Here is a 24,411-nt window from a genome sequence, read left to right as displayed (position 1 = left end):
GATCGCTGAAATGTCGATCGATCAGGAGAGCATCAGCACGATCGAGCCGATGACGATGCCCGCGACGACTACGGCCGCTGCGACGATCATCAGCATGCGCATCTGGGGGCGGTCGTCGGCGACCTCGCTCTGCGCGCGCTCTCGCCACTGGACGAACGTGGTGCCTTCTTGCTCGCTCACTTCAGCTCCTGAGAGTCGTTCGTACGTCTTCGAAGCGGCTCCCCGAGCACCGCATTGCGCCACAATGTCATATCAACTCGGATACGTGAACCACACGGTGCGCCCATCGGGCCAGCAGCGCCTCGTCGTGGCTGATGGCCAGGACTCCGGTGTCGTTCTCCCGGGTTCGCCGGTCGACGACGCGCACGAGCGCGGCGGTGGTGGAGGCGTCGAGCATGGCCGTCATCTCGTCGCACACCAGGTAGCAGGGCTGCGGGGCGAGCGCGCGTGCCAGGCAGGCGCGTTGCAGCTGGCCGTCGCTGACCTCGTGCGGCCGGCGGGTGAGCAGTTCGGCGGTGAGCCCGACTTCGTCGGCCAGTTCGCTGATGTCGCCCGCTTCGCCGCGGGCGAGCAGGGGTTCGGCGATGATGTCGCGGAGCGTGAAGCGCGGGTCGACGGCGGGTCGCGGGTGCTGGAAGACGATTCCGATCGCCTTTCGCGTTTCCGGGGGTGTGCGGTGCCGAAAACCGGTGATGTCGCCGCCATCGAGGGACACCCGTCCGGACCAAGGCCGGTGCAGCAGCGCCAGAACGCGTCCCAGCGTCGACTTGCCCGAACCGCTGGGACCGGCGAGACCGAGCACTTCACCTGCGGCGACGTCGATGCTCGCGCCGTCGAGGACCGGTTCGCCGCGCCGGTAGCCGACGACGACGTCGGTGGCGCTCAGCACGGCGCGTGAGCGGCGATCCACCGCTCGCCCCGGGTGAGGAGTTCCGGATCTCCCGTGCAGGGCGCGAAACCGGGCTGTTCCGGACGGCGTTGGCAGTACGCGCAACCCCACTCCCCTTCGATGCGGTCGAGTTCGGTCAGCGACGGCGGGTGGCCGGGGATCGGTTCGAACCCGCCCTCGGGCAGGGCGGCCAGCAAACCGGCGGTGTAGGGGTGCCAGGGATCGTTGAGCACCTCGTCGGCGGGCCCGGCTTCGACGATGCGGCTGGCGTACATCACGGCCACGTCGGTGGCCACCCGGCGGGCGGCGGCGAGGTCGTGGGTGATCAGCAGGACCGCGCGACCGTCGGTGGCGGCCTCGGCGAGCAGGTCGACGGTGCGGTGCACCAGCGGCCGGTCCAGGCCGGTGGTCGGTTCGTCGGCGAGGATGATCCGCGGGTCCCCCGCCAGCGCCAGCGCGAGCGCGACGCGTTGCGCCATGCCACCGGACAGCTCGTGCGGGTAGCGGTCGAGATCGGCCGGGTCGAGCCCGACGCGGCGAGCGAGTTCGTCGGCACCGCTGGGGCCGCGCAGGGCGTCGATGGTCTCGACGAGCTGCGCGCGGGCCCTGCGCACCGGGGTCAGGTGGGTGCTCGCCGACTGCGGGACGAGGCCGATGCGACGGCCGCGAATCCGCCCTGCCAGCACCGGTTCCGGAGCCGAGAGCAGGTCGGTCCCGTCGTCGAGCAGCGCGTGGCCGCGGGTTTCGGCGTTGCCGGGCAGCAGACCCAGCAGCGCGGAGGCCAGAACGGACTTGCCGCAACCGGATTCGCCGACCAGCGCCAGCAGGCGTCCGGGGCGCAGCCGCAGCGCGGCGTCGCTGACGGCGCGCACCAGCACTCCGCGCGGCAGCCGGAAGCGGACCGAAAGGCGTTGCAGCGTCAGCAGATCGGTCTCCTCTCGCGCCTTGATGTCGGTCACAGCGACAGCTCCGATCGTCGTCGAGGCACGATCCGGTCCCGCCAGGTCGCGGCCAGCCCGGACACCGCCAGCGTGGTGGCCACCAGCAGGCACGACGGGAACAGCACGATCCACCAGGCGCCGAGCAGCACGGCGTCGCGGCCGTCGCCGAGGATGTTGCCGATGCTGGCCAGGTGCGGCGGCAGCCCCAGCCCGAGGAAGCTCAGCGCGGTCTCGTGCCACACGGCGTGCGGCACCAGCAGCACCGCCGACAGCGCGGCCTGCGGCACGATCGCCGGCAGCAGGTGCCTGCGCAGCACGCGCGTCCGCGACGAACCACCGGCGATGGCGGCCTCGACGTGGGGGCGCTGCCGCAGCGACAGGACCTCGGAGCGCACGACGCGCGCAACCGTCGTCCAGTGCGTCAGCGCGATCGAGCAGATCACCGCGACGAGGCTTCCCCTGTACAGCGCGACGATGACCACGCCGAGCAGCAGGTGCGGCACCGAGTTGACGGTGTCGACCAGCCGCATCAGCAACCGATCGGCCCAGCCGCCGAGCCCTCCGGCCACCACCCCCACCAGCGAACCGAGCACTGTGGACACCAGCGCGCTGAACGCGGCGACCAGCAACGACACCCGCAGTCCTGCCATCGACTGCACGAACAGGTCGCGGCCGTTGGAGTCGGTGCCGAAGGGGTGCGCGAGGCCGGGTGCGAGGCGGATCTCGTCGTAGCTCACGGCCTGACCGCCCAGCAGCACCGGCACGAACACCGCGCCGAGGACCAGCAGCACCAGGACCGCCAGGGACGCGCGCAGGCGGGTGTGCGGGCGCGCGCGGGAAATCCCCGCGCGGCCGGCCGGTTTCCAGGTCAGCTCAGCCATCCGCGGCCACCCTCGGGTCGAGCAGGATCGCGGCGACGTCGGCCAGCAGCGAGCCCAGCAGCACCGCCGCCGTGGCCACGAGGGTCACCATCGCCAGCAGCGGGTAGTCCACTGCGGACGCGGCCGTGACCACCGCACCCGCCAGCCCAGGCCAGGAGAAGACCTCCTCGACCAGCACCGTTCCGGTGACCAGCTCCGGGATGCGGGCACCGATGAGCGTCACGAACGGCAGCAGCGCGGTGGGCAGGGCGTGGCGCAGCACCACGACCCGCTCGGCCAGGCCGCGCGCGCGGGCGCCGGTGACGTGGTCCTCGGCCAGCGAGCCCAGCATCGATTGCCGGACGTGCAGCACCAGCCACGGGGTCTGGGACACGCCGAGCACGAGCGCGGGCAGCGCGAGGTGTTCGGCGACCTGCCCGAAGGAGACGTCCTGCCCGGCGTCGGTCAGTCCCGCCACGGGCAGCCAGCCCAGGCCGAGGGAGAACACCGCGATCGACAGCAGCGCCAGCACGAACGGCGGGACGCCCTCCAGCGCGTGCCCGGCCGCTGTGATCAGCCGGTCCACGGCGCCGCCCTGCCGCCACGCGGCGACCGTTCCGCCGATCAGCGCGAACAGCACCGCCAGGGCGAGTCCGGTGGCCGCGAGCAGCGCGGTCCAGGGCAGCCGTTCGGCGACGACCTGCGCGACGGGCTGGCGCAGCGATCGGGAGATCCCGAGGTCACCGGTGAGCACACCGCTGAACCACTGCCAGAACTGCTCCAGCACGGGCCGGTCGAGGCCGAGCTCGGCGCGCACCCGGGCCACGTCGGCGGCCGAGGCGGTGAACAGCCGCACCCCGAAGTACTGGTCGATCGGGTCGAACGGCGAGGCCGAGGCCAGCAGGAACACGCCGAGCGCGACGATCACCAGCACCGGGACGGCGAACGCCAGCCGCCGCAGCACCAGGCGCGAGATCGCTCGCGTCACGCGCTGGGCTTCCAGGTCTCGACGTTCCACCACGGGCCCCAGGTGATGCCGTGGGTGTGCGGTTCGACGGGCGGCTGGTAGCCGCTGAAACCGCCGTCGCGCAGCACGTAGCTGTGGTCGATGAACGCCAGGTAGACCAGGCCGGGGTCGGCGACGTAGGCGCGCTGGGCCTGCCGGTAGAGCTCGGCGCGCTTGACCGGGTCCAGTTCGCGGCGCGCCGCGTCGAGGGCGGCGTCGACCTCGGCGTTGCGGTACTGGCCCGGGTTGTTGTAGGTGCCGGTGCCGATCGCCGAGGAGCTCAGGCTGGAGTAGACCTGCGGGTCGGGGTCCATCGGGTTGCCGCCGCCGAGCACGATGCCGTCGGTGGCCAACCTCCCGGCGACCGCGGAGCGGTCCACCCCGGCGAGCTCGACCTCGATGCCGACCTTGCGCGCGTCGGAGGCGAAACCCGTTGCCAGGTCCCGGCGGAGGCTGTCGTCGGCGAAGTACATCACGGTGAACTCGGCGCGGGTCCCGTTGCGCTCGCGGATGCCGTCGGCACCGACGCGCCAGCCCGCGTCGTCGAGGATCCGACCCGCCTGCCGCGGGTCGTGGGCGAAGGTCGCCGCGGGCTCGTGGTGGGCGCCCATCGACGGCGGGATCGGGGCGTAGGCGGGTTTTCCGCGCCCGCCGAGCAGCGCCTTGATCATGCCTTCGCGGTCCACGGCGAGGTTCAGCGCGGTGCGCACGGCGCGATCACCGGCGACGGGGTGGGTGTTGGGCAGCGCGATGCTGCGGTAGTCGGCGGTCTCGTGGTGCACGACGCGGAACCCGTCGTGCGCGGCTCCTTCGGCGAGCACCGGGGGCAGCACGGTGCCGTCGAACTCGCCAGCGGCTAACCGCTGCGCGCGGGTGTTGTCGTCCTTGGCGAACACGACGGTGATGTCGTGCACGGCCGGTGCGCCGCCCCAGTAGTCGGGGTTGGCGGACCAGGTCATCTGGTCGCCCTGGCGCCATTCGACGAGCCGGTACGGGCCGGTGCCGACGGGCCGGGTGTTGAGCGGCGAGTTCTCCTGCGAGGCGGGGGTTTTCAGCGCCTCGTTCGGGACGATTCCGAGGACCATCTTGGAAGGCCAGGCGGAGTAGGGGAATTTCAGGTCGAAGCGCACCGTGTGCGGGTCGACGGCCTGGACGCCGGCGAGCATGTCGTAGTCGGAGGAGACCGTGGAGGCGTAGGCGGGGTCGATGGCCGCGCGGTAGGTGGCGGCGACGTCCTCGGCGTCGAACGGCGTTCCGTCGTGGAACTTCACGCCGTCGCGGAGCTTCACGGTCCAGCTGGTGGCGTCGGCGTTGGCCTGCGGCTGCTCCACCGCCAGCGCGGGCCGCAGCTGCTCGCGCCCGTCGAAGGCCAGCAGCCCGTCGTAGAACTTCGCCGCCCCCTCGGCTCCGTACCCGAGCAGCGGGTTCAAGCTCTCCGGCTCGTACCCGTCGGCGAGCAACATCGCGCCGGAATCCCCGGGCTGCGAAGGCGCCGCGCACCCGGCAGCCACGACCCCCACCACGACCGATAACCCAACGACCACACTCCGACGTTTCAGCACTCACGCACCATAAGGGCTATTGCAACTTCTTCTCAATAACCTGAGATCTTCCTCGCCACCTCCACCTGCACGCCCGACCGCAGGTGGGGTCCCGGAACACGGCGGTATTCGGAACCCGGAAAACTGCCGTAATCGGGGGACGGAATACCGGAGTAATCCGTCCCCCGAAGCCGGCGACGGAGGTGACCGGTTCCGGTGATCGTCAGGCGACGGGTTCCGGCATGACGTCGACCGCGTAGGTGCAGGTGATCGTGTCGTTGGTGCGGGGATCGGTGAGGTCGACGCGCCAGGTGGTGGCGAACTGGTCGACCTCGGGGGTCATGGGGATGGTGCCCGAGATCAGGATCGTGCCGGGTCGGGCCAGACCTCGGGTGCGGAGCTCTTCGAGCCAGTAGTGCGGGGTGAGCAGGTCGGCGAGGGTGCCGTCCTGGATCTTCTCGCCGCCTGCCCAGGCCGTGAGCGTGATCTCGTCGAGGTGGTCCTCGACCTCGGCCAGCCGCCACGCCTTGCGGCCGAGGACGTCGGGCCCGGCCTGCTTGCTCCAGGCCACGCCGTGGACCTCCAGCTCGCGGTCGGTGTGGTCGCAGGCCGCGGTGAGCAGCACGTCGTCCTCGGTGATCACCAGCGCCCACTCGGCCTCACCGGACGTCCGGCCGTGCTGCACCGGGACCACGTCGGTCTGCATCGCCAGGTAGGGCGCGACGGGGTAGAGGCAGGGCGTGCGGGTCGGAGCGGGGACGCCGAGCTCGGCCAGTTCCGCCACGTGGGCGGCGACGTCCTCTTGGCTGCGACCGGCGTATCCGGCGTTGAGCAGCGTGGTCACCGAGACCTCGACCGTCCGGCCACCGACATCGAAATGAAGTGGAAACACAACACCCTCCCGCTTGGCATACTTCTTGTATACAGTTCGTATCACACTTTGCCGGCCCACCTGGAAATCGAGGGAGCCCATGACGAACGCGTCCGCGACCGCCACAAGACCGGCGCGCAAGGACCTGATCAAGGCATTCGTGGCGAGCCTGAGCGGCACCTCACTGGAGTGGTACGACTTCGCCGCCTACTCGGTCGCCTCGGCGCTGGTGTTCGGCCAGCTGTTCTTCCCCAGCCACGACCCGCTGTCGGGAACGCTGCTGGCGTTCTCCACCTACGCCGTCGGCTACGTCTCGCGCCCGCTGGGCGGATTCGTCTTCGGCCGCCTCGGCGACGTGCTCGGCCGCAAGCAGGTCCTGGTGATCACGCTGCTGATCACCGGCATCTCCACCGTCTTCATCGGACTGCTGCCCACCCACGACCAGGTCGGCGCGCTCGGTGCGGTGCTGCTGGTGGTGCTGCGATTCGCCCAGGGCGTGGGCATCGGCGGCGAGTGGGGCGGCGCGGTCCTGCTGTCCAGCGAGTACGGCAGCGAGAAGCACCGCGGGTTCTGGGCCTCCGCCGCCCAGATCGGACCGCCGGCCGGAAACCTGCTGGCCAACGGCGTCCTCGCGGGACTGGCCGCCGGACTGACCTCCGAGCAGTTCATGTCCTGGGGCTGGCGGGTCGCGTTCCTGCTGTCGGCCGTGCTGGTGATCTTCGGGCTGTGGATCCGCGTGAAGCTGGAGGAGACCCCGGTCTTCCAGGAGATCCAGCAGAAGGGCGAGCAGGCAGGCGCCCCGGTGCGCGAGGTCCTCACCCGGGAACCGCGCGCGCTGATCGCCGGAATCCTCTCCCGCGTCGGCCCGGACGTGCTCTACGCGCTGTTCACCGTCTTCGTGCTCACCTACGCCACCCAGCAGCTGGACATGCCCAAGAGCTGGGCGGTCACCGGCGTCATGCTCGGCTCCTCGCTGCAGCTGTTCCTGATGCCGCTGGCCGGGGCGCTGTCCGACCGCTTCGGCCGCCGCCGCGTCTACGCGGTCGGTGCCGTCGGCGGTCTGGTGTGGCCGTTCGTGTTCTTCCCGCTGGTCGGGGGCGGATCAGCGGGGCTGCTGATCTTCGGCGTGATCGTCGGGCTGATCTGGCACGCCCTGATGTACGGGCCGCAGGCCGCGTTCATCGCCGAGCAGTTCAGCCCGGCGCTGCGCGCCACCGGCGCCTCGCTGGCCTACACGCTCGCCGGGATCATCGGCGGAGCTCTGGCCCCGCTGCTGTTCACCTCGCTGTACGCCTACTTCGACACCTGGGTCGCCCCCGCCTGCTACCTGGCGGTGACCTGCGTGGTGACGCTGATCGGCCTGTGGCTCAGCCGGACTGCAACACCCGCCGGGTCGCGCTGAGGTGTTCGGTGATCGCCGCGGTCGCGGCCTCCGGGTCGCCCGCGGCGAGCGCCGAGCAGATCGCCTCGTGCTCGGCCAGCACGGACTTGCGCCGCCCGTCGGACCGGAACAGCGCCTCGACACCGGCGCGGATCTGCCGGGCGCGCAGACCGTCGTAGGTCTTGGACAGCATCTCGTTGCCGACGGCGGCCACCAGCGCGGAGTGGAACCGGTGGTCGTGGTCGATGAACTCGCGGGCCTGGTCCTCGCCGAGCTCGCGCTGCTGGTCGAGCTGCTCGCGCATCTCGTCCAGCGGCACCGCGCCGAGCTCGACGGCGCGGCGGGCGGCGTAGCACTCGATCATCGTGCGGATCTCGAACAGCTCCCCGATCTCCCGGCCGCCGATCGGGGCGATGTAGGCGCCGCGCTTGGGCACCAGCTGGACCAGTTCCTCGGCGGCGAGCAGCAGCAGGGCCTCGCGGATGGGCGTGCGCGACACGCCGATCTCGTCGGCCAGGGCCTGTTCGTTGACGAACTGCCCCTGCATGCTGGGGTCGCTCAGGACGGTGTCCTTGAGGTGGGCGTAAGCGAGTTCACGTCCGGACGGCACTTTGACCCCTTGCTTGCATATCATCGGTATACAAGCATCGTATCGGTTCACGCCCGCACCACTCGTTGTGCAACGCGGTGCGGGCCGGGAACCTGAGCGTGCGCCGCACCTCGAGCACGTGAGAACGCGGCGTCACGGCGCACTCGCCACGAAGCCGCGCAGAACCCCGGCAGTACCGGCCGCGAGAGCGCTCACCGAAGGAGGAAGTGGCTCCGCCACTTCGAAGCAGACTCGTCGAAGGATGGTTGTGGCTATGCGAATCGCGTTGTGCCAGATCGTGTCGGGTCCCGACCCGAAGGCCAACCTGGAACTGGTCGCCGACGGGATCCGCCGGGCCGCCGAGGGAGGCGCCGACCTCGCGGTGTTCCCCGAGGCGACGATGGCCTGCTTCGGCGTGAAGCTGGCACCGCTGGCCGAGCCGCTGGACGGCCCGTGGGCCACCGAGGTCCGCCGCCTCGCGCGGGAAGCCGACATCGCCGTGGTCGCGGGCATGTTCACCCCCGCCGACGACGGGCGGGTCACCAACACGCTGCTGATCACCGGTCGCGGCGTGGACGCCTCCTACGACAAGATCCACCTGTTCGACGCGTTCGGCTTCGCCGAGTCGAACACCGTCGCCCCCGGCGCGGAGACGGTCGTGATCACCCTCGACGGCGTCGGCATCGGCTTCACCACCTGCTACGACGTCCGGTTCCCCGGTCTGTTCCAGAAGCTCGCCGACGAGGGCGCGTCGGTGATCGTCACCCCCGCCTCGTGGGGTTCCGGCGAGGGCAAGCGCGAGCAGTGGGAGCTGCTGGTGCGCGCCCGCGCGCTCGACTCGACCTCCTGGATCGTCGCCTGCGGCCAGGCGGACCCGCGCAGCATCGGCCGCGAACCCTCCGGCAAGGCCCCCACCGGCATCGGCCACAGCCTCGTCGCCACTCCCCTCGGCGTGGTCCACGCGCAGCTCGGCGCCGAACCCGGCGTCGAGGTCGTCGACGTCGACCCGGACGCGGTCGAAGGAGCCCGTCAGGCCGTTCCGGTGCTCACCAACCGGCGGTTCTGAACCGCTCGGAACGCCAGCGCCGTCGCGAGGGACAGGACGACCGTGGTGATGATGCTGCCCTCGACGCCGAAGCCGCCGCCGGTGAGCAGTTCAGCGGTTCCCGGCTCGGGGTCGAGGCTCAGCAGCGTGGCCTGGATGTCCATCCCGGACACCTGGATCCCGGCCACGTTGCCCTGGCACCAGTTCCACACGACGTGGAAGGCGCACACGCCCCACAGCGAACCCTCGGCCACCGCCCACAGCCCCAGCAACAGACCGACCAGCAGGACGTTGACCAGCGGCAGCACGCCGACGTCGAAGTTGGCTCCGTGCAGGAGCGCGAAGACCAACGCCTGGAAGATGATCGCCGCCGTGAGCCCCCACTTCCGGTAAGCGGTCTGCAGCAGGTACCCGCGGCTGACGACCTCCTCGGTGCACGCCTGCACGGCGAACCCCACCAGCGCCAGCAGCACCGCCCCGATCTGCGCGAACCGCACCGGCCCGACCAGGTACTGCCCGCTGACCAGGTTCACCGCCACGGGCACCGCCAGCAGCACGACCGCCGCACCGGCACCGAACGCCAGGTGCGTGCCGATCCGAGAAGCCGGGAAGAGCCCGAGGCTCGCCAGCGGACGCCGCTCCTTGACCAGCACCCAGAGCGCGAGCAAGCCGCTGGCTCCGAGGAAGCTCAGCAGCAGCACCAGCTGAGTCCCGATCCCCATGGGCCCGCCCACCAGGGCCAGCGCGGAAACCCCGAAGACCGGCAACAGCGCCAGCGTCACCACCGCGGGCCCCACCAGCAGGCACACGACCACCACCAGCAGTCCGAGCACCGGACCGGTGGGCCGCCGCGCCGCCGAGGCCCCGCCCAACAAAGCCGAATCCACCACGCACCTCCCGTTCCACCCGATCATGCCGCAACACGAACACCCCCACCGCCCCCACACCTCCTGACCAGGGGGATTCGAATTTCGCGCGAAGTTCGAACGCCGAGTTTCGGGCTCGAATTTCGCGCGAAATTCGAAAAGGGTTGCGCAGCCGGGTGAATTCGAGCACCTGGGAGGGTGATGCTGGTCCGGGTCACATGTCCAGGCCGAGGTCCAGGGACGGGGAGGAGTGGGTCAGGGCTCCCACCGCGAGGTAGTGGACGCCGGTTCGGGCGTAGGCCGCTGCCACGTCGAGGGTCAGGCCGCCGGAGGCCTCCAGCTCCGTGCCAGGCGAGAGCGCGCGGGTGCGGGTCACCGCTTCGGCGCACTGGTCCGGGGTGAAGTTGTCCAGCAGGACCAGGGAGACGTTCTCCGCCAGCACCTCTTCGAGCTCGGCGAGATCGCCGACCTCGACCTCCATCGGGAGCTCCGGGGCGTGGGCGCGGCAGGCTCGGACGGCGGCCGCCGGGGAACCCGCGGCGACCACGTGGTTGTCCTTGATCAGGATCGCGTCGCCCAAACCCATGCGGTGGTTGACGCCGCCACCGCAGCGGACCGCGTACTTCTGCAGGTCGCGCAGGCCCGGGAGGGTCTTGCGGCTGTCCCGGATCCGGCATCCCGTTCCTGCCACCGCGTCCACCCACGCCGAGGTCGCGGTGGCGATGCCGGACAGGTGGGTCAGCAGGTTGAGCGCGGTGCGTTCGGCGGTGAGCAGGCCCCGGACCGGCGCCTTCACCCGCAGCGCGCAGTCACCGGGGGCGAGCCGATCGCCGTCGGCGCGTTCGTCGAGCACCTGGTAGGCGTCGGCGCCCAGCACCTCGTCGAGCACCAGGCGCGTCAGCGGAAGGCCCGCCAGCACACCGGCTTTGCGGGTGTTGAAGCCCGCCTCGGCGACCGCGTCCTCCGCGACCGTGGCCTCGGTGGTGGCGTCCGGCCCGTAGCGCAAGTCCTCGGCCAGGGCCGTGCGGACGATCTCGCGAGCGCCGTCGAAGTCGAAAGTCATGCCGCAGTCCTCGCAATTCCGGTCTCGGCGTGGATCAACCACCCCGAGGCGTCCAGCCGGAGCACCGCGCTGCGCCGCCAGCGCAGGTCGTCGGTGTCCGGGAAGTCGGTGCGCCGGTGGCAGCCGCGCGATTCCACGCGGAGCCTGGCCGCCGCCAGCAAGGCCTGCGCGGTCAGCGTCAGCGACGCGTCCTCCACCGCCTGACGCGTCCGCAGCGGACGGACGACGGAGGCGCGGTCCAGCACCGAGCACGCCTCGGCCATCCCGCTCTCACTGCGGCCGATGCCCGCGTGCCTGCTCATGGTGCGCTGCAGCAGGTCTCGCTCGACGACCGCGAACGCGGGCGGCTCGACCTCGCCCACCGGCGTGCGCGACAGCAGGCCGCACCCGAGGTCCTTGGCCACGGCTGAGGCCGCTCGCCCGCCCACGACGAGCCCTTCCAGCAGGCTGTTGGAGGCCAGCCGGTTCGCGCCGTGCAGGCCCGTGCAGGCCACCTCTCCCGCCGCGTACAGGCCGGTCACCGCGGTGCGACCATCCACATCGGACACCACACCGCCGCACGAGTAGTGCGCCGCGCTGGCAACCGGGATCGGCTCGGCCGCCGGATCGATCCCCGCCTCCCGGCACGAGGCGTGCACGGTCGGGAAGCGCTCGGCGAAACCGGGGATCCCGGTGGCGTCCAGGAAGACGTGCTCGGCACCGGTCTCCGCGGCGCGGCGGGTGATCGCCGCCGACACCACGTCGCGCGGCGCCAGGTCGCCCAGCGGATGCACTCCGTCCATCACCCGGTCGCCGCGCACGTCCAGCAGCACCGCGCCTTCGCCGCGCACCGCCTCGGTGACCAGCGGCCGACGTCCGCGCGCTTCGCCCTCGGCGTAGAGCACGGTCGGGTGGAACTGCACGAACTCCAGGTCCGCCACTCCCGCCCCGGCGCGCAGCGCCAGCGCGACACCGTCCGCAGTGGACACGTCGGGGTTCGTCGTGGCGGCGTAGAGCTGGCCGAGGCCGCCGGTGGCGAGCAGCACCGCGGGCGCGTGCAGCACACCGGGTCGGCTCTCGGAGTCCATCGCCAGCGCCCCGGCGATCGCGCCGCCCTCGCCGCGCAGCAGCTCGACCACGCAGTGCTGCTCCAGCACCGGGATCCCGCCACCGCGCACGGCCGACACCAGCGCCCGCTGCACCTCCGCACCGGTGGCGTCCCCACCTGCGTGGATGACGCGGAAGGCCTGGTGCCCGCCCTCGCGGGTGCGGGCCAGCGCGCCGTCGACGGCGTCGAACTCCGCGCCCGCCGCGCGCAACCGGCCGATGGCCTGCGCACCGTCGGCGAGGATGTCGCGCACCGCCTGCGGCGAGCACAGGCCGACCCCCGCGGTCAGCGTGTCCTCGACGTGCTTGTGCAGGCTGTCGCCCGGGTCGAGCTCGTCCGGCCGCACCACGGCGATGCCGCCCTGCGCCCAGCCGGTGTTGCCCGCCGCGACGGAGTCCTTGCTCAGGACAAGCACGCGCAGACCGGCTTCGCGGGCGCGCAGCGCGGCGGTCAGCCCGGCCACACCGGTGCCGACGACCAGCAGGTCGGCACCGGCCTCCCAGGTCACTCGCCACCGCCGGACTTGCCGATGGCGATCATGCGCTCCACCGAGGCCCGAGCGCGGTCGGCGACGTCGGTGGGCACGTGCACCTCGTCGGCGCCTTCGCGCAGGCAGCGCAGCAGGGCCGCCGGGGTGATCATCTTCATGTAGCGGCAGGAGGCGCGGTCGTTGACCGCGCGGAAGTCGATCTCCGGAGCGGCCTTCCGCAGCTGGTGCAGCATGCCGACCTCGGTGGCCACCAGCACGGAGCGCGCGCCGGTGTCCCTCGCCGCGGTGAGCATGTCGCCGGTGGACAAGATCTTCACCCGTTCCGGTTCCACGGTGCCCTCGCCCGCGAGGTAGAGCGCGGAGGTCGCGCAGCCGCACTCGGGGTGGATGAACAGGTCCGCCTCCGGCGACGCGGCGGCGCGCTCGGCCAGCTCCGGCCCGTTGATCCCGGCGTGCACGTGGCACTCACCGGCCCAGATGTGCAGGTTCTCCCGGCCGGTCTCGCGCTTGACGTGGGCGCCCAGGAACTGGTCCGGGCAGAACAGCACCTGGCGGTCCTCCGGGATCGAGCGCACCACGTCGACCGCGTTGGAGGAGGTGCAGCAGATGTCGGTCTCGGCCTTCACCTCCGCGGTGGTGTTGACGTAGGAGACGACGACCGCGCCCGGGTGCTCGTCCTTCCACGCGCGCAGCTGCTCGGCGGTGATCGAGTCGGCCAGCGAGCAGCCCGCCCGTTCGTCGGGGATCAGCACCGTCTTCTCCGGGCCGAGGATCTTGGCGGTCTCGGCCATGAAGTGCACGCCGCAGAAGACGATCGTGCTCGCGTCGCTGTTGGCCGCGATGCGGCTCAGCGCCAGCGAGTCACCGGTGTGGTGGGCGACGTCCTGGATCTCGGGCAGCTGGTAGTTGTGCGCCAGCAGCACGGCGTCGCGCTCCTCGGCCAACCGCCGGACCTCCTCGGCCCAGGCGGCATCGGCTTCGACACCGGTGTAGCCGGCATCGGTCCGCTGCCACGTCGCAGTCGCCATCTCGTCCTCCTCGCCGGGGGCCCCGAGACGTGCCGGAGACCCCGCAACTCACCCCGGATCAACGGCCCCGAGGTTTTCGCCTTATAATCGAAAACGTGCCACATCGTAACACCGGAGCCATGGCGGATGGCAGAGACGCAGCTCACGAAGTCCTCGCCGGAGTCCTCCAGATCCGCGACGAACGACTCCAGGTGATGCTGTGGCAACGCGCCAAAGAGCCCGCGCTGCACCGCTGGTCGCTGCCCCGGGGCTGGCTGGCCGCCGACGAGGACGTCGAGGCCTCGATCCGGCGGCAGCTCGCCGAGAAGGTCGACGTGCACAAGCTCTCCCACGTCGAGCAGCTCTCGGTGTTCAGCTCCCCCGGCCGGGTGCCCGACCGGCGGGTGATCGCCACCGCGTTCCTGTGCCTGGTGCCCGCCGACGTCGACCCCGAAGTGCCCGCCGACACCCGCTGGTTCCCGGTCGACGACCTGCCCGCGACGGCCTTCGACCACGAGGAGATCGTGCTCGTCGCGCGAGACCGGCTGCGCGCCAAGCTCTCCTACACCAACATCGGGTTCGCGCTGGCCCCGGCCGAGTTCACCGTGTCCGAACTGCGCGGGATCTACTCGGCCGCGCTCGGCTACCAGGTCGCCGCGACGAACCTGCAGCGCGTGCTGTCCCGGCGCGGTGTCCTGGAGCCCACCGGCCGCACCGTGCCCGCCGGGCGCTCCGGGGGCAGACCGCCCGCGCTGTTCCGCTTCACCTCGCGAGACCTGCAGGTGACCGACCCGTTCGCGGTGTTCCGCCCCCCGACCTGAACATCGCCTGTTTCACTTGGAGCAGCCTCGTTGCGTCGATCGAAGTAGTTTGGGAGGCGTGTTGGACACGTTGCCGCTGTTCCCCCTGGGGTCCGTGCTGCTCCCGGGCGGGCACCTTCCGCTGAACATCTTCGAGCCGCGCTACCGCGACCTCGTGCAAGACCTGCTCAACGAAGCCGTGCCCGACCGCCGGTTCGGCGTGGTCACCATCCGGCAGGGATGGGAGGTCGGCGAGGACAACGTCGACTCGTTGTACGACGTCGGCTGCACGGCCGTGCTCGACGAGGCCCGGCAGCTGCCCGGCGGGCGCTACGACGTCACCGCCTTCGGCGAGCGGCGCTTCCGGCTGCTGCAGATCGACCGCGAATCCGCGCCCTACCTGCTGGCCCGCGTGCAATGGCTGCCCGACACCGAACCGGAGCCCGACACCCCGGGCCGCCGCGAACGGCTCACCGCGGGGGCGCGCGACGCCCACCAGCGCTACCACGCCTCGGGCATGCGCAGCGGGCCCCGCGAGGTTCCCGGCGAGGACTCCGAATCCGCCGACCTGTCGTACCTGCTGGCCGACGACTGCGTGCTGACGACCGAGGACCGCCAGGCCCTGCTGGAGGAGACCGACCCGCTGATCCGGCTGCGCACCGTGCGCAAGCTGCTCCTGAGGGAGGCCGAGTTCCTGCGCGAGCTGCGCGCGGTTCCGGCGCCGCTGGCCGAGTTCGCGCAACAACCCAGCCTGAACTAGCAGGGGCAGGTAAGGGGTCCGCCCGATCTAGGATCGGCGCATGTCCTCACCTGGTGACCCCTGGGATCCGCAACGGCAGTACCGGGGCTTCAACGCCTTCCAGCAGCCGCAGCAGGGGTTCGAGCCGCCCCGCGGGAAGAAGCGCGGATGGCTGATCTTCGCCGTCTCGCTCGGTGCCGTCGTGCTGATCGGCGCGATGTCGGCGGTGCTGGTGTTCGGCCTCCGGAGCCAGCAGGCCGGATCGCAGCCGCCCGACCCGGCCCCCGCGACCACGTCCTCGGCGGAGCCCGTGGTGTCCGGGTGGCACGTGGTCGCCGTGCCCAAGCGCCACGCCGCCTACGACGTGCCGCCGGACTGGGAGGTCGACCCGAACCCGGAGAGCGTGCACGCCGTCGGACCGCCGGAGGACGCGGTCACGCTCACCGGGGTGTCGCACCAGCAACTGGGTTTCTGCCCGGGGGACGACAACAGCTTCCGCGCGATGGCGGGCGCCAGTGCCCGGCTGGGACCGGACAACACCGCCGTCGCCGGCGAGGCCATCGGCAGGTTCATCGGCCACGCGTTCACCCGCGACGGCGTCGCCCCGCTCGTCGAGCAGTCACCGCCCGAGCAGCTGCGGCTCAGCGGCGGGCTGCCCGCCACGCGCATCAACGCCCGGGTCGCGCTGCCCGCCCCGGCGGGCTGCGACGCCCGCTCGGTCGCTGTCACGGCCGTGGCCACCAACAGCGACGGCAAGAGCTCGGTGGTCTTCGTCGCCGCCGCGGACCAGGACGTCCCGGGCGCGGTCACGCCCGAGACGCTGAACGCGATCGGCGGTTCGTTGCGTCCGCGGTGAGGGCACAGGGCGGTTGCGGTCCGAAGCCCCTACTTCAGACGTCGTCCCAGGTCGTCGAAGCCGTTCCAGGACGTCGCGATGCCGTAGCCGAGGGAGAGCGCCAACGGCATGGCGACCAGCACCCACATCGTGGTGATCTCCGGGGCGACCGTGATCAGGTCGCCGAGCTGCGGGTTCGACGGCATCGGGTAGAGCCCGGCCGCGAGCGAGCCGCCCATCTGGATCCCCAGCCAGGACGCCACCAGCGAGCCCAGCACACCGCCGATGAGCAGGACCGGGCCGCGCCTGCCGCGAATCCGCCACAGCACCGCGGCGGTGAGCAGACCGGCGGCGAAGGCCAGCAGCGTGAAGATCGCGATGCCGTCGAACTCGTGGTAGCTCTCCACCAGCAGCGGGCTCACCGTGCCGCCACGCCCCAGCACGCTCTCCTGCGGAGGTGCCAGCCGCGACCACAACCAGCCCATCGGCAACCCCAGCAACGCGATCAGCGAGATCGCGCTGATCGCCGGCAGCAGGTCGGCCTTGACCACCACCTTCGGACTGGGTGGCGTCAGGACCGAGAGCAGCGCGGCCTCCTCGGGCTCGATCCGCTCCGGGAGAGCACGCGTCGTGCCCGGATCGTCCACTGGGCTGTCGGACACCCGCCGACCTCCTCCTCGCGTTCGCCGCCACCGGCCCGGCTTGCGAAATTTTCCGGTCACCATAGCGTTTCTTCGCACCCCTCCCAGTCACCCGATGGACGGGCGCGGTGCGCACATCAACTATTCTGCGCGAGCCCTCATGTCGGCTACGCCGAAGGACGAGTGAAGTGGTGGGAATCCTGCCGTCTCCCCAGTTGACCGGACCGAGCCCGATCGACGAGCCGCGGCAGAACTCGGCCGTCCGGCTCCCGCTGCGCAACACCGTAGCCGAACTGGTCGCCGGTTCCGCGGTCGCCGCAGTGGTGAGCATGGTGCTGCAGTTCGCCGCCGCGCGGCTGAGCATCAGCGAACCCAGCTACGCGCCCGAGGCGCTGACCATGCTCAGCAGCGGTCTCGTCCTGGCAGCCCTGTTCGCGCTGCTGGCGTTCGGATACCGCGCCACGCGCATCGGCCGCTGGGGCAAGCTCGCCGCGACCTGGGTCGCGCTGAGCGCCTTCAGCACGTTGTCGCTGGCCATCCCGTTGCAGTCCTCGCGCTTCTACTACGGCGGATCGTCCACCGACAACGGCTTCCGCATGCAGTTGATGACGCGCATGGCCTCGACGCTGGGCCTGGCCGACATGAACTACGCGGAGACCGCTCCCTACTACCCGAGCGGCTGGTTCTGGCTCGGCGGCCGCTTCGCCAACCTCCTGGGCTGGGAGGGCTGGGCGGCCTACAAGCTCTACGCGCTGTGCTGGGTCGCGGTGACCGCTGTCGTGGCGTTCACGCTCTGGAGCGTGGTGCTGCGTCGCCGGCTCGCGCTGCTGGCCGCCGTCGTGACCGCGCTGTCGGGCATGCTGCACGGCATCGTGGAGCCCTACGCCTGGCCGTCGGCCGCGTGGCTGGTGCCGGTCGCCGTGCTGGCCTGGCGCTCGCTGCGGACGACCGAGGGCACACCGCGCTGGACGCTGATCTGCATCGGCGGTTACGTCGGGTTCGCCGCGATCACCTACACGCTGCACTTCGGCTTCGCCGTCGTGATGATCATGCTGATGGCGCTGATCACCGGCGTGCGCCGGGTCCGCCAGGGCGCCGGGGTGGGACCGGTGGTCAAGCAGCTGTTCCTGCGGCTGCTGCCGATCGGCGTGGTCAGCCTGCTGATCGCGCTGATCGTGTGGCTGCCCTACGTGCTGTCCACCGGCTTCCTGCTCAACAACCCGCGCAGCGCCGCGCAGCACTACCTGCCCGAGGACGGCGCGCTCCTGCCGGTGCCGATGACCGAGGCGACCGCGTTCGGCGGGCTGTGCCTGGCGGGCTTCGTGTGGTTGTTGCTGCGCTGCCGCCACAGCGAGATCGCCGCTTCGATGCTGGCGATCGTGCTGGCGATCTACGGCTGGTTCGCCCTGTCCACGCTCGCCCTGCTGGCCAAGACGACGCTGCTGGCGTTCCGGCTCAACGTCGTCCTGGACCTGACGCTCGCGGTCGCCGGCGTGCTCGGGCTGCTGGAGCTCATCGGCTACCTGCGGCGCAGGATCGACCCGCGGTACGCGGTGCAGATCAGCCTCGTCGCCTGCGCGCTCGGCCTGATCGGCGCGGTGAGCGTCACCCAGGAGGCGATCAGCGACAAGCTCCGCGCCAACACCGAGCAGGCCTACACCGACTACTACCCGACCGGCGACAACGCCAAGGGCAACAAGGACCCCGGGCAGCGCGGTTCCTGGTTCGACGACGAGATCCGCGCGATCGCCTCGCTCACCGGTCGCGAGCCCGACCAGAACGTGCTGCTGAGCACCGACTACAAGCTCATGTCCTTCCAGCCGTACTGGGGTTTCCAGCAGGAGACGCCGCACTACGCCAACCCGCTGGCCGACTACGACGACCGGGCGGCCGAGATCGAGCGCTGGACCGAGGCCAAGAGCAGCGACGAGCTGTTGCGGATGGTGCGCGGCTCGAAGTTCAAGAGCCCCAACGTGTTCATCCTCGACAACCCGCAGAGCCGCTACTCCGACGTGGAGGCCCCGCCGGAGCACGAGGGCGATCTCGCCCTGCAGCTCAAGGGAGACTCGTTCCCGCAGAACCCGAACGTGCGGGACTACCACGTCTACTTCGACCGCGAGCTCTTCAACTCCCCGGCCTTCGTCAAGCGCGACGTCGGCCCGTACACGATCATCGCGCTGCGCTGATCCGGCGGCCGGGCACGGCCTTTCGAGGACGTTCATCGGACGACCTCCACTCCGGGCCGTGCCCGGCGGAACCGGTAGTGCATCGCGGCGGCGGCGAGCGCGACCGACCACAGCGGCCACAGCACGATCGGCAGCCAGACCAGCGGGTGGTTCGGGATCCCGGGGCTGTCGGCGAGCACCTGCAGCACCAGCAGCCTGCTGCCCGCCAGCATCAGCACGGCGACGAACAGCGCGGGCAGCACCGCCATCCGCACCGGCACAGGCCTGCCCGCCAGCCCGACCATCCAGCGCGGGAAGCGCTCGCCCCACGGGCGGATCAGCCCCCACGTCAGGACGGCACCGCCCGCAGCGGCCGCCGCGAGCCCGAGACCGCCTGCGGCGCTGGTGTTCTCCATCGACAGGCCGGGGAACCCGGTCGCCATCAGCACCCGGCTCACGGCGTACACCAGCGGCACGGCGATGGCGATCCACGTCCACATCCGCCCTCGGCCCGGCCTCGTCGCTCCGCCACCGCGCGCCGCCTGCTCGATCCAAGTCCACAGCATCGTCACCACCAGCGCGACGACGACCAGCTGGAGCACCAGCGCCACCGACAGGTACTTCCGCAGCGGATCGGGGTCTCCCGCCAGCGCCGAGACGAGCAGGAACGGTAAGTACCCGACAGCGGCCAGCACGCCGGGGCCGAGCAGCACCAGCAGGCCGACGATCGAGGCCGTCCGCAGCGGGACGGCAGCGCGGCCCGCGGACACCAGCGCGGTCGCCGCGGTCACCGCACCGATCACCGCGACCACCAGGTTCGCGGCCGGCTGCGGCAGCAGGGTCAACGCGGAGGCGAAGAGGTCGGACGGGTCTGCCATCGGGCTGACCGCACCGGTGATCGCGCACACCGACGCGACCAGCACCAGCAGAACGCCACCGACGAGGACGAAACCTCGTGCGAACTTCCGTTGTTCGGTCATGACGGCAATGGTCGTGATTCCGGCGGCGCGCGACCTCCACCGCGACGAAGAGACCTTCTCCTCCTCGAGGAGGAGATTTCGGAGACCTCGCGGACGATCCGCGAGGACCCCTCAGACGACGCCGTTGTCGTAGGCCCAGATGACCGCGTGCAGCCGGTCGCGGACGTCCAGCTTGCGCAGGATCGCCGCGACGTGGGTCTTCACCGTCGTCTCCGCCAGGTGCAGCTCGGCCCCGATCTCGGCGTTGGACGACCCGCGCGCCAGGGCCGCGAGCACGTCCCGCTCGCGGCCGGTCAGCGAGTCCCACCGCGGATCGGGACCGCGCGGCGCCGCCCACCGGGCCACCTCCAGCAGGGTGCGGGTGGCGCGCGGTGAGACGATCGAATGTCCCTTGTGGACTTCCCGCACGGCGGCCGCGACCTCCTCCCCCGGCGTGTCCTTGGTGAGGAAACCGCCCGCGCCCGCCCGCAGCGCGGCGAAGAGGTTCTCGTCCAGGTCGAAGGTGGTCAGGATCAGTACCCGGGTCTCCGGCTGCTCGGCGCTGATCAGCTCGGTCGCGGCGATGCCGTCCATTCCGGGCATCCGGATGTCCATCAGCACCACGTCGACCCGGTGCCTCCGGCAGGCCTCCACCGCCGCCGAACCCGAATCCACCTCGGCCACGACCTCGATGTCCTCGTGCAGGCCGAGCACGATCCCGAGCGCGGAGCGGATCAGCTCCTGGTCGTCGGCGACGACCACGCGGATCGCGGTCACCGCTCCCCCAACTCGAACTCCGCCCGCACCGTCGTGCCCGCACCGGGCTCGCTGCGCACCACGAATCGCCCTCCGATCTGCCGCATCCGCTCGGCCATCCCGACCAGGCCGTACCCACCGCGCGCGGTGAGGTCGTCGGCGGTCCCGGGGCCGTCGTCCGTCACGATCACGGTAAGCCGCTGCGGTTCCCAGACCAGGAAGATCCGGCACCTCACCTCCGGGCCGACGTGCTTGAGGGCGTTGGTGACCGACTCCTGGACCACCCGGTACACCGCGTGCCGCTCGGCGGTTCCGAGATCGTGCCTGGTCCCGGAGCTGCGCAGCTCCACGTCCGCCCCGGCCTGGCGGAAGGAACCGATCAGCGAATCGAGATCGCGGTCCTGGTCCCCACTCACCGGGTCGTCACCCGAACGCAGGACTCCGAGCATCCCGCGCATCTCCTGCATCGCGTCGCGGCCGACCTCCAGCGCGGTCGAGAGCATCTCCCGCGCGCGTTCGGGATCGCGGTCGAACAGCACGCGCGCGGTGTCGGCCTGGGTGAGCACGACCGCCAGCGAGTGCGCCGCCACGTCGTGGATCTCACGAGCGATCAACCGCCGCTCCGCGGCGATCGCCGCGCGCACCTGCTCCTGCCGCAGCTGCTCGGCGCGCTCGGCGTTCTCCTCCAGCGCGCGCACGTAGGACACGCGGATCCGCCGGTACCGCCCGAGCGCCCACGCCGAGAGCACCGAGGCGACCGCGACGGCCCCGAGCACGACCGGCGGCGCCCCGGTTCCCGGGAAGCTCACCACCGTGCGGGCCACCACCAGCGCCGATCCGATCAGCCCGCAGGCCACGGGAAGCACCTGGTGGTCGGTGTGGGCGATCACCGAGTACAGCAGCACGGGGTAGATCGCGGTGAACGGCAGCAGGACGGGCGGGACGCCACCGGGCAGCTCCGGCAGGACGACGAGCGCGAGCACGCAGGCGCTGGCCAGCGGCAGCGTCGCGAAGGGCCGGATCCTGCGCAGCGCCACGCACACCGCGAGACCGATCAGCGCGATCACCGAGGCGATCCACAGCCACGGTGCCGCACCCCGCAGCGCGCTCAGCGACGCGCCGGCGGCGAGGACGAGCACGAGCGCGGCCGCGACGCCGTCGAGCGCCAACCGCTGGTCGAGCCGCCACGAGGTGGGCATCGGCCCACCGTAGGCGCGTGGGGACGAGCCCCACCTCCTCCTCACGGATGAGAAGCCGGGCGGACCGGGAGCGCGCGGAGCCCGTGGATGAGGCTGGAGTTGCGGCGGCCGAGCTTCTCCGGCGAGGTGGCCAGCGTCAGGTCCGGGAAGTGCGCGATCAGGCCGCGCAGCGCGATCTGCGCCTCCATCCGGGCCAGCGGGGCACCGAGGCAGAAGTGGATGCCGTGCCCGAAGGCCAGGTGCCCCTGGGCGTCCCGGGAGATGTCGAACGAGTCGGCGTCCGGGAAGCGGTCCGGGTCGCGGTTGGCGGCGGCCAGTCCCGCCCAGACGAATTCGCCTGCGGGAATCTCGGTTCCGCCGATCGTGATCGGCTCGGTCGTGAAGCGGAACGTGGTGTGCATGAGCGGGCCGTCGAAGCGCAGCATCTCCTCCACCGCGCCGTCCACCAGGTCCGGGTTCGCGCGCAGCGCGGCGAACTGGTCCGGGTTGGTCAGCAGCGCCAGGACGCCGTTGCCGATCAGGTTCACCGTCGTCTCGTGACCTGCCACCAGCAGCAGGAACACCATCGAGATCAGCTCGGGCTCGCTGAGCCGGTCCTCGTCCTCCGACACCTCGATCAACGCAGTGAGCAGGTCGTCACCGGGGTTCTCGCGCTTGGCGGCGAGCAGTTCGGTCAGGTACTTCGACATCTCGCCTGCGGCCTGCACGGACGCCTCCGCGTCGAGGTCGTCGAGCAGCCGGTTGGTCCAGAGCCGGAAGTCGTCGCGGCGGCTCTCGTCGACGCCCAGCAGCTCGCAGATCACCCGGATCGGCAGCGGGAACGCGAACGCGTCCAGGACGTCCACTTCGGACCGACCGGCCATCGCGGTCAGCAGTTCCTCGGTGATTTGCTCGATCCGCGGTCGCAGCGACTCGATCCGGCGGGCGGTGAACGCCTTGACCACCAGCTTCCGCAGCCGCGTGTGGTCCGGCGGGTCCATGTTGAGCATGTGCATGTCGAACCCGCCGCCGGCGAACCTGCCGTCCTCCGACTCCGGCCGCTCGGCGCCGGGCGCGAAGCGGTCCATGACCAGCCGGAAGATGGTCTGCGCGTCCTTGCCCAGCCGAGGATCGGCCAGCAGCGCGCGGGCGTCGTCGTACCGGGTCACCACCCAGACCGGCAGGCCGCTCTCGTTGACCAGCCGGTGCACCGGTCCGGCGGCCCGCAGCTCCGCGTAGCGGGCGTGCAGGTCCTGCGCGAACCCGGCGTCGAAGGGAATCGGGTCGGTGTGCGCCGTCATGGAACCCCCATCCGTGAGTGGTGAGAGCGCGTTCCTGAACCGCGTGCGAGACACGCAGAACGAGTCCGGGAACAGGCTCTGCGACCAGTAAACCGCGCGCGCACCGACCCTCGCCGGGCAAACGGGGAACTACGCCAGCCGGACCGGCAGCCGCTGCAGGCCGTGGATCAGCGTGGAGAACCGCCATTCGACGTCGTCGAGCTCCCCGGCCGCGCTCAGCCCGGGGAAGCGCTCGGCGAGCTGGCGCAGCGCGATCTGCGCCTCCATGCGGGCGAGCTGCGCGCCCAGGCAGAAGTGGATGCCGTGCCCGAACGACAGGTGCCCGTGCGGGTCGCGGCCGATGTCGAACCGCTCCGGCTCCGGGAACTTCTCCGGGTCGTGGTTGGCCGAGGCCAGGCCCACCCACACGATCTCGCCGTCCGGGATCTCCACGTCACCGATCAGCACGGCTTCGGTGGTGTGCCGGAAGGTCCCGTGCATCACCGGGCCGTCGAAGCGCAGCACCTCCTCCACCGCGCCGGTCACCAGGCTCGTGTCGGCGACCAGCGCCGCCCACTGCTCGGGGTTGCGCAGCAGCGCCAGCACACCGTTGCCGATCAGGTTCACCGTCGTCTCGTGACCTGCCACCAGCAGCAGGAACACCATCGAGATCAGCTCGCCCTCGCTGAGCCGGTCCTCGTCCTCCGACACCTCGATCAACGCAGTGAGCAGGTCATCGGCCGGGTTCTGGCGCTTGGCGGCGACGAGCTCGACCAGGTAGGCGGCCATCGCGGTGCCGGCCTGCGCCCGCGATTCGTCGTCGGAGGCGTCCAACAAGGTGTTGGTCCACTGCCGGAAGTCGTCGCGGCGGCTCTCGTCGACGCCCAGCAGCTCGCAGATCACCCGGATCGGCAGCGGGAACGCCAGCGCGTCGAGCAGTTCGACCTCGGTGGACCCGGCCATCGCGTCTAGCAGTTCGGCGGTGATCTCCTCCACGCGAGGCCGCAGGGACTCGATCCGGCGGGCGGTGAACGCCTTGACCACCAGCTTCCGCAGCCGCGTGTGGTCCGGCGGGTCCAGGTTGAGCATCTGCTCGCTGAGGTCGTCGCTGTTGAAGGGCCGACCTGTTCCGCCGGCTTTGGCCAGGATCACGTCGCGACTGCGGCGGAAGTCCTTGGCCAGCCGCGAATTCGTCAGCGCAGCCTTGACGTCGTCATGTCGCGTGATCGTCCAGACCGGCAGGCCGTGCGGGGTGATCATGCGCTGAACCGGTGTGGCGGAACGGATTTCGCCGTAGCGGTCGTAGAGGTTCGAGACGAATTCGCTGTCGAACGGCACGGCGTCGAGGTGCGCCTCAGTGGTGGACATGGAGTTTCCTTCGGGTAGGCGGGGAGAACCCTCAAATCCAGTGAACACCGTTCA

24 protein-coding genes are annotated in these 24,411 nt (G+C 71.2%); 6 read left to right on the top strand and 18 right to left on the bottom strand.

What is annotated here, in order from left to right; genetic code table 11:
• Positions 1–21 precede the first annotated feature (21 nt).
• The 7 genes from AB0J78_RS13415 to AB0J78_RS13385 all read right to left on the bottom strand — a co-directional run bounded on the left by AB0J78_RS13415 (position 22) and on the right by AB0J78_RS13385 (position 6,129).
• Positions 22–180, bottom strand: a complete 159-nt coding sequence (locus AB0J78_RS13415; protein ID WP_165944629.1) for a hypothetical protein — start codon at positions 178–180, stop codon at positions 22–24.
• Between the two features lie 67 nt (positions 181–247).
• Positions 248–910 (bottom strand): ATP-binding cassette domain-containing protein, encoded by a 663-nt coding sequence (locus AB0J78_RS13410; protein WP_363789194.1) that lies wholly within the window; start codon positions 908–910, stop codon positions 248–250.
• Positions 883–1,848 carry an ABC transporter ATP-binding protein gene (locus AB0J78_RS13405; RefSeq protein ID WP_363789193.1) on the bottom strand — a complete coding sequence of 322 codons (966 nt, stop codon included), beginning with the start codon at positions 1,846–1,848 and terminating at the stop codon, positions 883–885. Before AB0J78_RS13405 ends, AB0J78_RS13410 begins: the two co-directional genes overlap by 28 nt.
• Positions 1,845–2,711, bottom strand: a complete 867-nt coding sequence (locus tag AB0J78_RS13400) for an ABC transporter permease (protein WP_363789192.1) — start codon at positions 2,709–2,711, stop codon at positions 1,845–1,847. Before AB0J78_RS13400 ends, AB0J78_RS13405 begins: the two co-directional genes overlap by 4 nt.
• Positions 2,704–3,711 (bottom strand): ABC transporter permease, encoded by a 1,008-nt coding sequence (locus AB0J78_RS13395; RefSeq protein ID WP_363789191.1) that lies wholly within the window; start codon positions 3,709–3,711, stop codon positions 2,704–2,706. Before AB0J78_RS13395 ends, AB0J78_RS13400 begins: the two co-directional genes overlap by 8 nt.
• Positions 3,675–5,207: an ABC transporter substrate-binding protein gene (locus tag AB0J78_RS13390; RefSeq protein ID WP_363789190.1), complete on the bottom strand. Its 1,533-nt coding sequence runs from the start codon at positions 5,205–5,207 to the stop codon at positions 3,675–3,677. The genes AB0J78_RS13395 and AB0J78_RS13390 overlap by 37 nt, the downstream gene beginning before the upstream one ends.
• Positions 5,208–5,460: 253 nt before the next feature.
• Positions 5,461–6,129 (bottom strand): DUF2848 domain-containing protein, encoded by a 669-nt coding sequence (locus AB0J78_RS13385; RefSeq protein WP_363789189.1) that lies wholly within the window; start codon positions 6,127–6,129, stop codon positions 5,461–5,463.
• A gap of 79 nt (positions 6,130–6,208) precedes the next feature.
• Here AB0J78_RS13385 and AB0J78_RS13380 point away from each other — a divergent pair, with 79 nt between their 5' ends.
• Entirely contained in the window at positions 6,209–7,510 is a 1,302-nt protein-coding gene (locus AB0J78_RS13380; RefSeq protein ID WP_363789188.1) for an MFS transporter, read from the top strand.
• On the opposite strand, the gene AB0J78_RS13375 is transcribed toward AB0J78_RS13380, so the two are convergent.
• Positions 7,476–8,099, bottom strand: a complete 624-nt coding sequence (locus AB0J78_RS13375; RefSeq protein ID WP_363789187.1) for a GntR family transcriptional regulator — start codon at positions 8,097–8,099, stop codon at positions 7,476–7,478. The two genes, AB0J78_RS13380 and AB0J78_RS13375, sit on opposite strands and share 35 nt — an antisense overlap.
• A gap of 253 nt (positions 8,100–8,352) precedes the next feature.
• Here AB0J78_RS13375 and AB0J78_RS13370 point away from each other — a divergent pair, with 253 nt between their 5' ends.
• The gene (locus AB0J78_RS13370) at positions 8,353–9,144 is read left to right on the top strand and encodes a carbon-nitrogen hydrolase family protein (RefSeq protein ID WP_363789326.1); all 792 of its coding nucleotides are present in this window, start codon (positions 8,353–8,355) and stop codon (positions 9,142–9,144) included.
• Here AB0J78_RS13370 and AB0J78_RS13365 read toward each other — a convergent pair.
• The 4 genes from AB0J78_RS13365 to nadA all read right to left on the bottom strand — a co-directional run bounded on the left by AB0J78_RS13365 (position 9,108) and on the right by nadA (position 13,657).
• The gene (locus tag AB0J78_RS13365) at positions 9,108–10,010 is read right to left on the bottom strand and encodes a type II CAAX endopeptidase family protein (RefSeq protein WP_363789186.1); all 903 of its coding nucleotides are present in this window, start codon (positions 10,008–10,010) and stop codon (positions 9,108–9,110) included. The genes AB0J78_RS13370 and AB0J78_RS13365 overlap by 37 nt on opposite strands.
• 193 nt (positions 10,011–10,203) lie before the next feature.
• Positions 10,204–11,052 carry a carboxylating nicotinate-nucleotide diphosphorylase gene (gene nadC / locus AB0J78_RS13360; RefSeq protein ID WP_363789185.1) on the bottom strand — a complete coding sequence of 283 codons (849 nt, stop codon included), beginning with the start codon at positions 11,050–11,052 and terminating at the stop codon, positions 10,204–10,206.
• On the bottom strand, positions 11,049–12,647 hold the full coding sequence (locus AB0J78_RS13355) for an L-aspartate oxidase (protein ID WP_363789184.1): 1,599 nt from the start codon (positions 12,645–12,647) through the stop codon (positions 11,049–11,051). Before AB0J78_RS13355 ends, nadC begins: the two co-directional genes overlap by 4 nt.
• The gene (gene nadA / locus AB0J78_RS13350; protein WP_363789183.1) at positions 12,644–13,657 is read right to left on the bottom strand and encodes a quinolinate synthase NadA; all 1,014 of its coding nucleotides are present in this window, start codon (positions 13,655–13,657) and stop codon (positions 12,644–12,646) included. The genes AB0J78_RS13355 and nadA overlap by 4 nt, the downstream gene beginning before the upstream one ends.
• A 119-nt stretch (positions 13,658–13,776) precedes the next feature.
• On the opposite strand from nadA, the gene AB0J78_RS13345 reads away from it, so the two are divergent.
• Genes AB0J78_RS13345 through AB0J78_RS13335 form a run of 3 tightly spaced genes read left to right on the top strand, consistent with a single transcriptional unit; the run spans position 13,777 to position 16,031 of the window.
• On the top strand, positions 13,777–14,457 hold the full coding sequence (locus AB0J78_RS13345) for an NUDIX domain-containing protein (RefSeq protein ID WP_363789182.1): 681 nt from the start codon (positions 13,777–13,779) through the stop codon (positions 14,455–14,457).
• Between the two features lie 58 nt (positions 14,458–14,515).
• The gene (locus AB0J78_RS13340) at positions 14,516–15,196 is read left to right on the top strand and encodes an LON peptidase substrate-binding domain-containing protein (protein ID WP_363789181.1); all 681 of its coding nucleotides are present in this window, start codon (positions 14,516–14,518) and stop codon (positions 15,194–15,196) included.
• Between the two features lie 40 nt (positions 15,197–15,236).
• Entirely contained in the window at positions 15,237–16,031 is a 795-nt protein-coding gene (locus AB0J78_RS13335; protein WP_363789180.1) for a hypothetical protein, read from the top strand.
• A 29-nt stretch (positions 16,032–16,060) separates the two neighbouring features.
• On the opposite strand, the gene AB0J78_RS13330 is transcribed toward AB0J78_RS13335, so the two are convergent.
• Entirely contained in the window at positions 16,061–16,672 is a 612-nt protein-coding gene (locus AB0J78_RS13330; RefSeq protein ID WP_363789179.1) for a DUF2567 domain-containing protein, read from the bottom strand.
• Positions 16,673–16,866: 194 nt separating this feature from the next.
• Here AB0J78_RS13330 and AB0J78_RS13325 point away from each other — a divergent pair, with 194 nt between their 5' ends.
• A complete protein-coding gene (locus AB0J78_RS13325; RefSeq protein WP_363789178.1) occupies positions 16,867–18,837 on the top strand; it encodes an arabinofuranosyltransferase in 1,971 nt (656 codons plus the stop codon).
• Positions 18,838–18,869: 32 nt separating this feature from the next.
• Here AB0J78_RS13325 and AB0J78_RS13320 read toward each other — a convergent pair whose 3' ends face one another.
• From AB0J78_RS13320 to AB0J78_RS13300, 5 genes are all read right to left on the bottom strand, one after another.
• Positions 18,870–19,796, bottom strand: coding sequence for a hypothetical protein (locus tag AB0J78_RS13320; RefSeq protein ID WP_363789177.1), 927 nt, complete (start codon positions 19,794–19,796; stop codon positions 18,870–18,872).
• Positions 19,797–19,907: 111 nt separating this feature from the next.
• Complete coding sequence (locus AB0J78_RS13315; protein WP_363789176.1) at positions 19,908–20,552, bottom strand: response regulator transcription factor; 645 nt, start codon at positions 20,550–20,552, stop codon at positions 19,908–19,910.
• On the bottom strand, positions 20,549–21,730 hold the full coding sequence (locus AB0J78_RS13310) for a sensor histidine kinase (RefSeq protein ID WP_363789175.1): 1,182 nt from the start codon (positions 21,728–21,730) through the stop codon (positions 20,549–20,551). The genes AB0J78_RS13315 and AB0J78_RS13310 overlap by 4 nt, the downstream gene beginning before the upstream one ends.
• A 41-nt stretch (positions 21,731–21,771) precedes the next feature.
• Positions 21,772–23,010, bottom strand: coding sequence for a cytochrome P450 (locus tag AB0J78_RS13305; protein ID WP_363789174.1), 1,239 nt, complete (start codon positions 23,008–23,010; stop codon positions 21,772–21,774).
• 129 nt (positions 23,011–23,139) lie between these two features.
• Complete coding sequence (locus AB0J78_RS13300; protein ID WP_363789173.1) at positions 23,140–24,357, bottom strand: cytochrome P450; 1,218 nt, start codon at positions 24,355–24,357, stop codon at positions 23,140–23,142.
• Between the last annotated feature and the right edge of the window lie 54 nt (positions 24,358–24,411).

This window comes from Saccharopolyspora sp. NPDC049426 (assembly GCF_040676935.1).
Lineage (GTDB): Bacteria > Actinomycetota > Actinomycetes > Mycobacteriales > Pseudonocardiaceae > Saccharopolyspora.
This window is presented reverse-complemented; position numbering and strand designations above follow the sequence as displayed.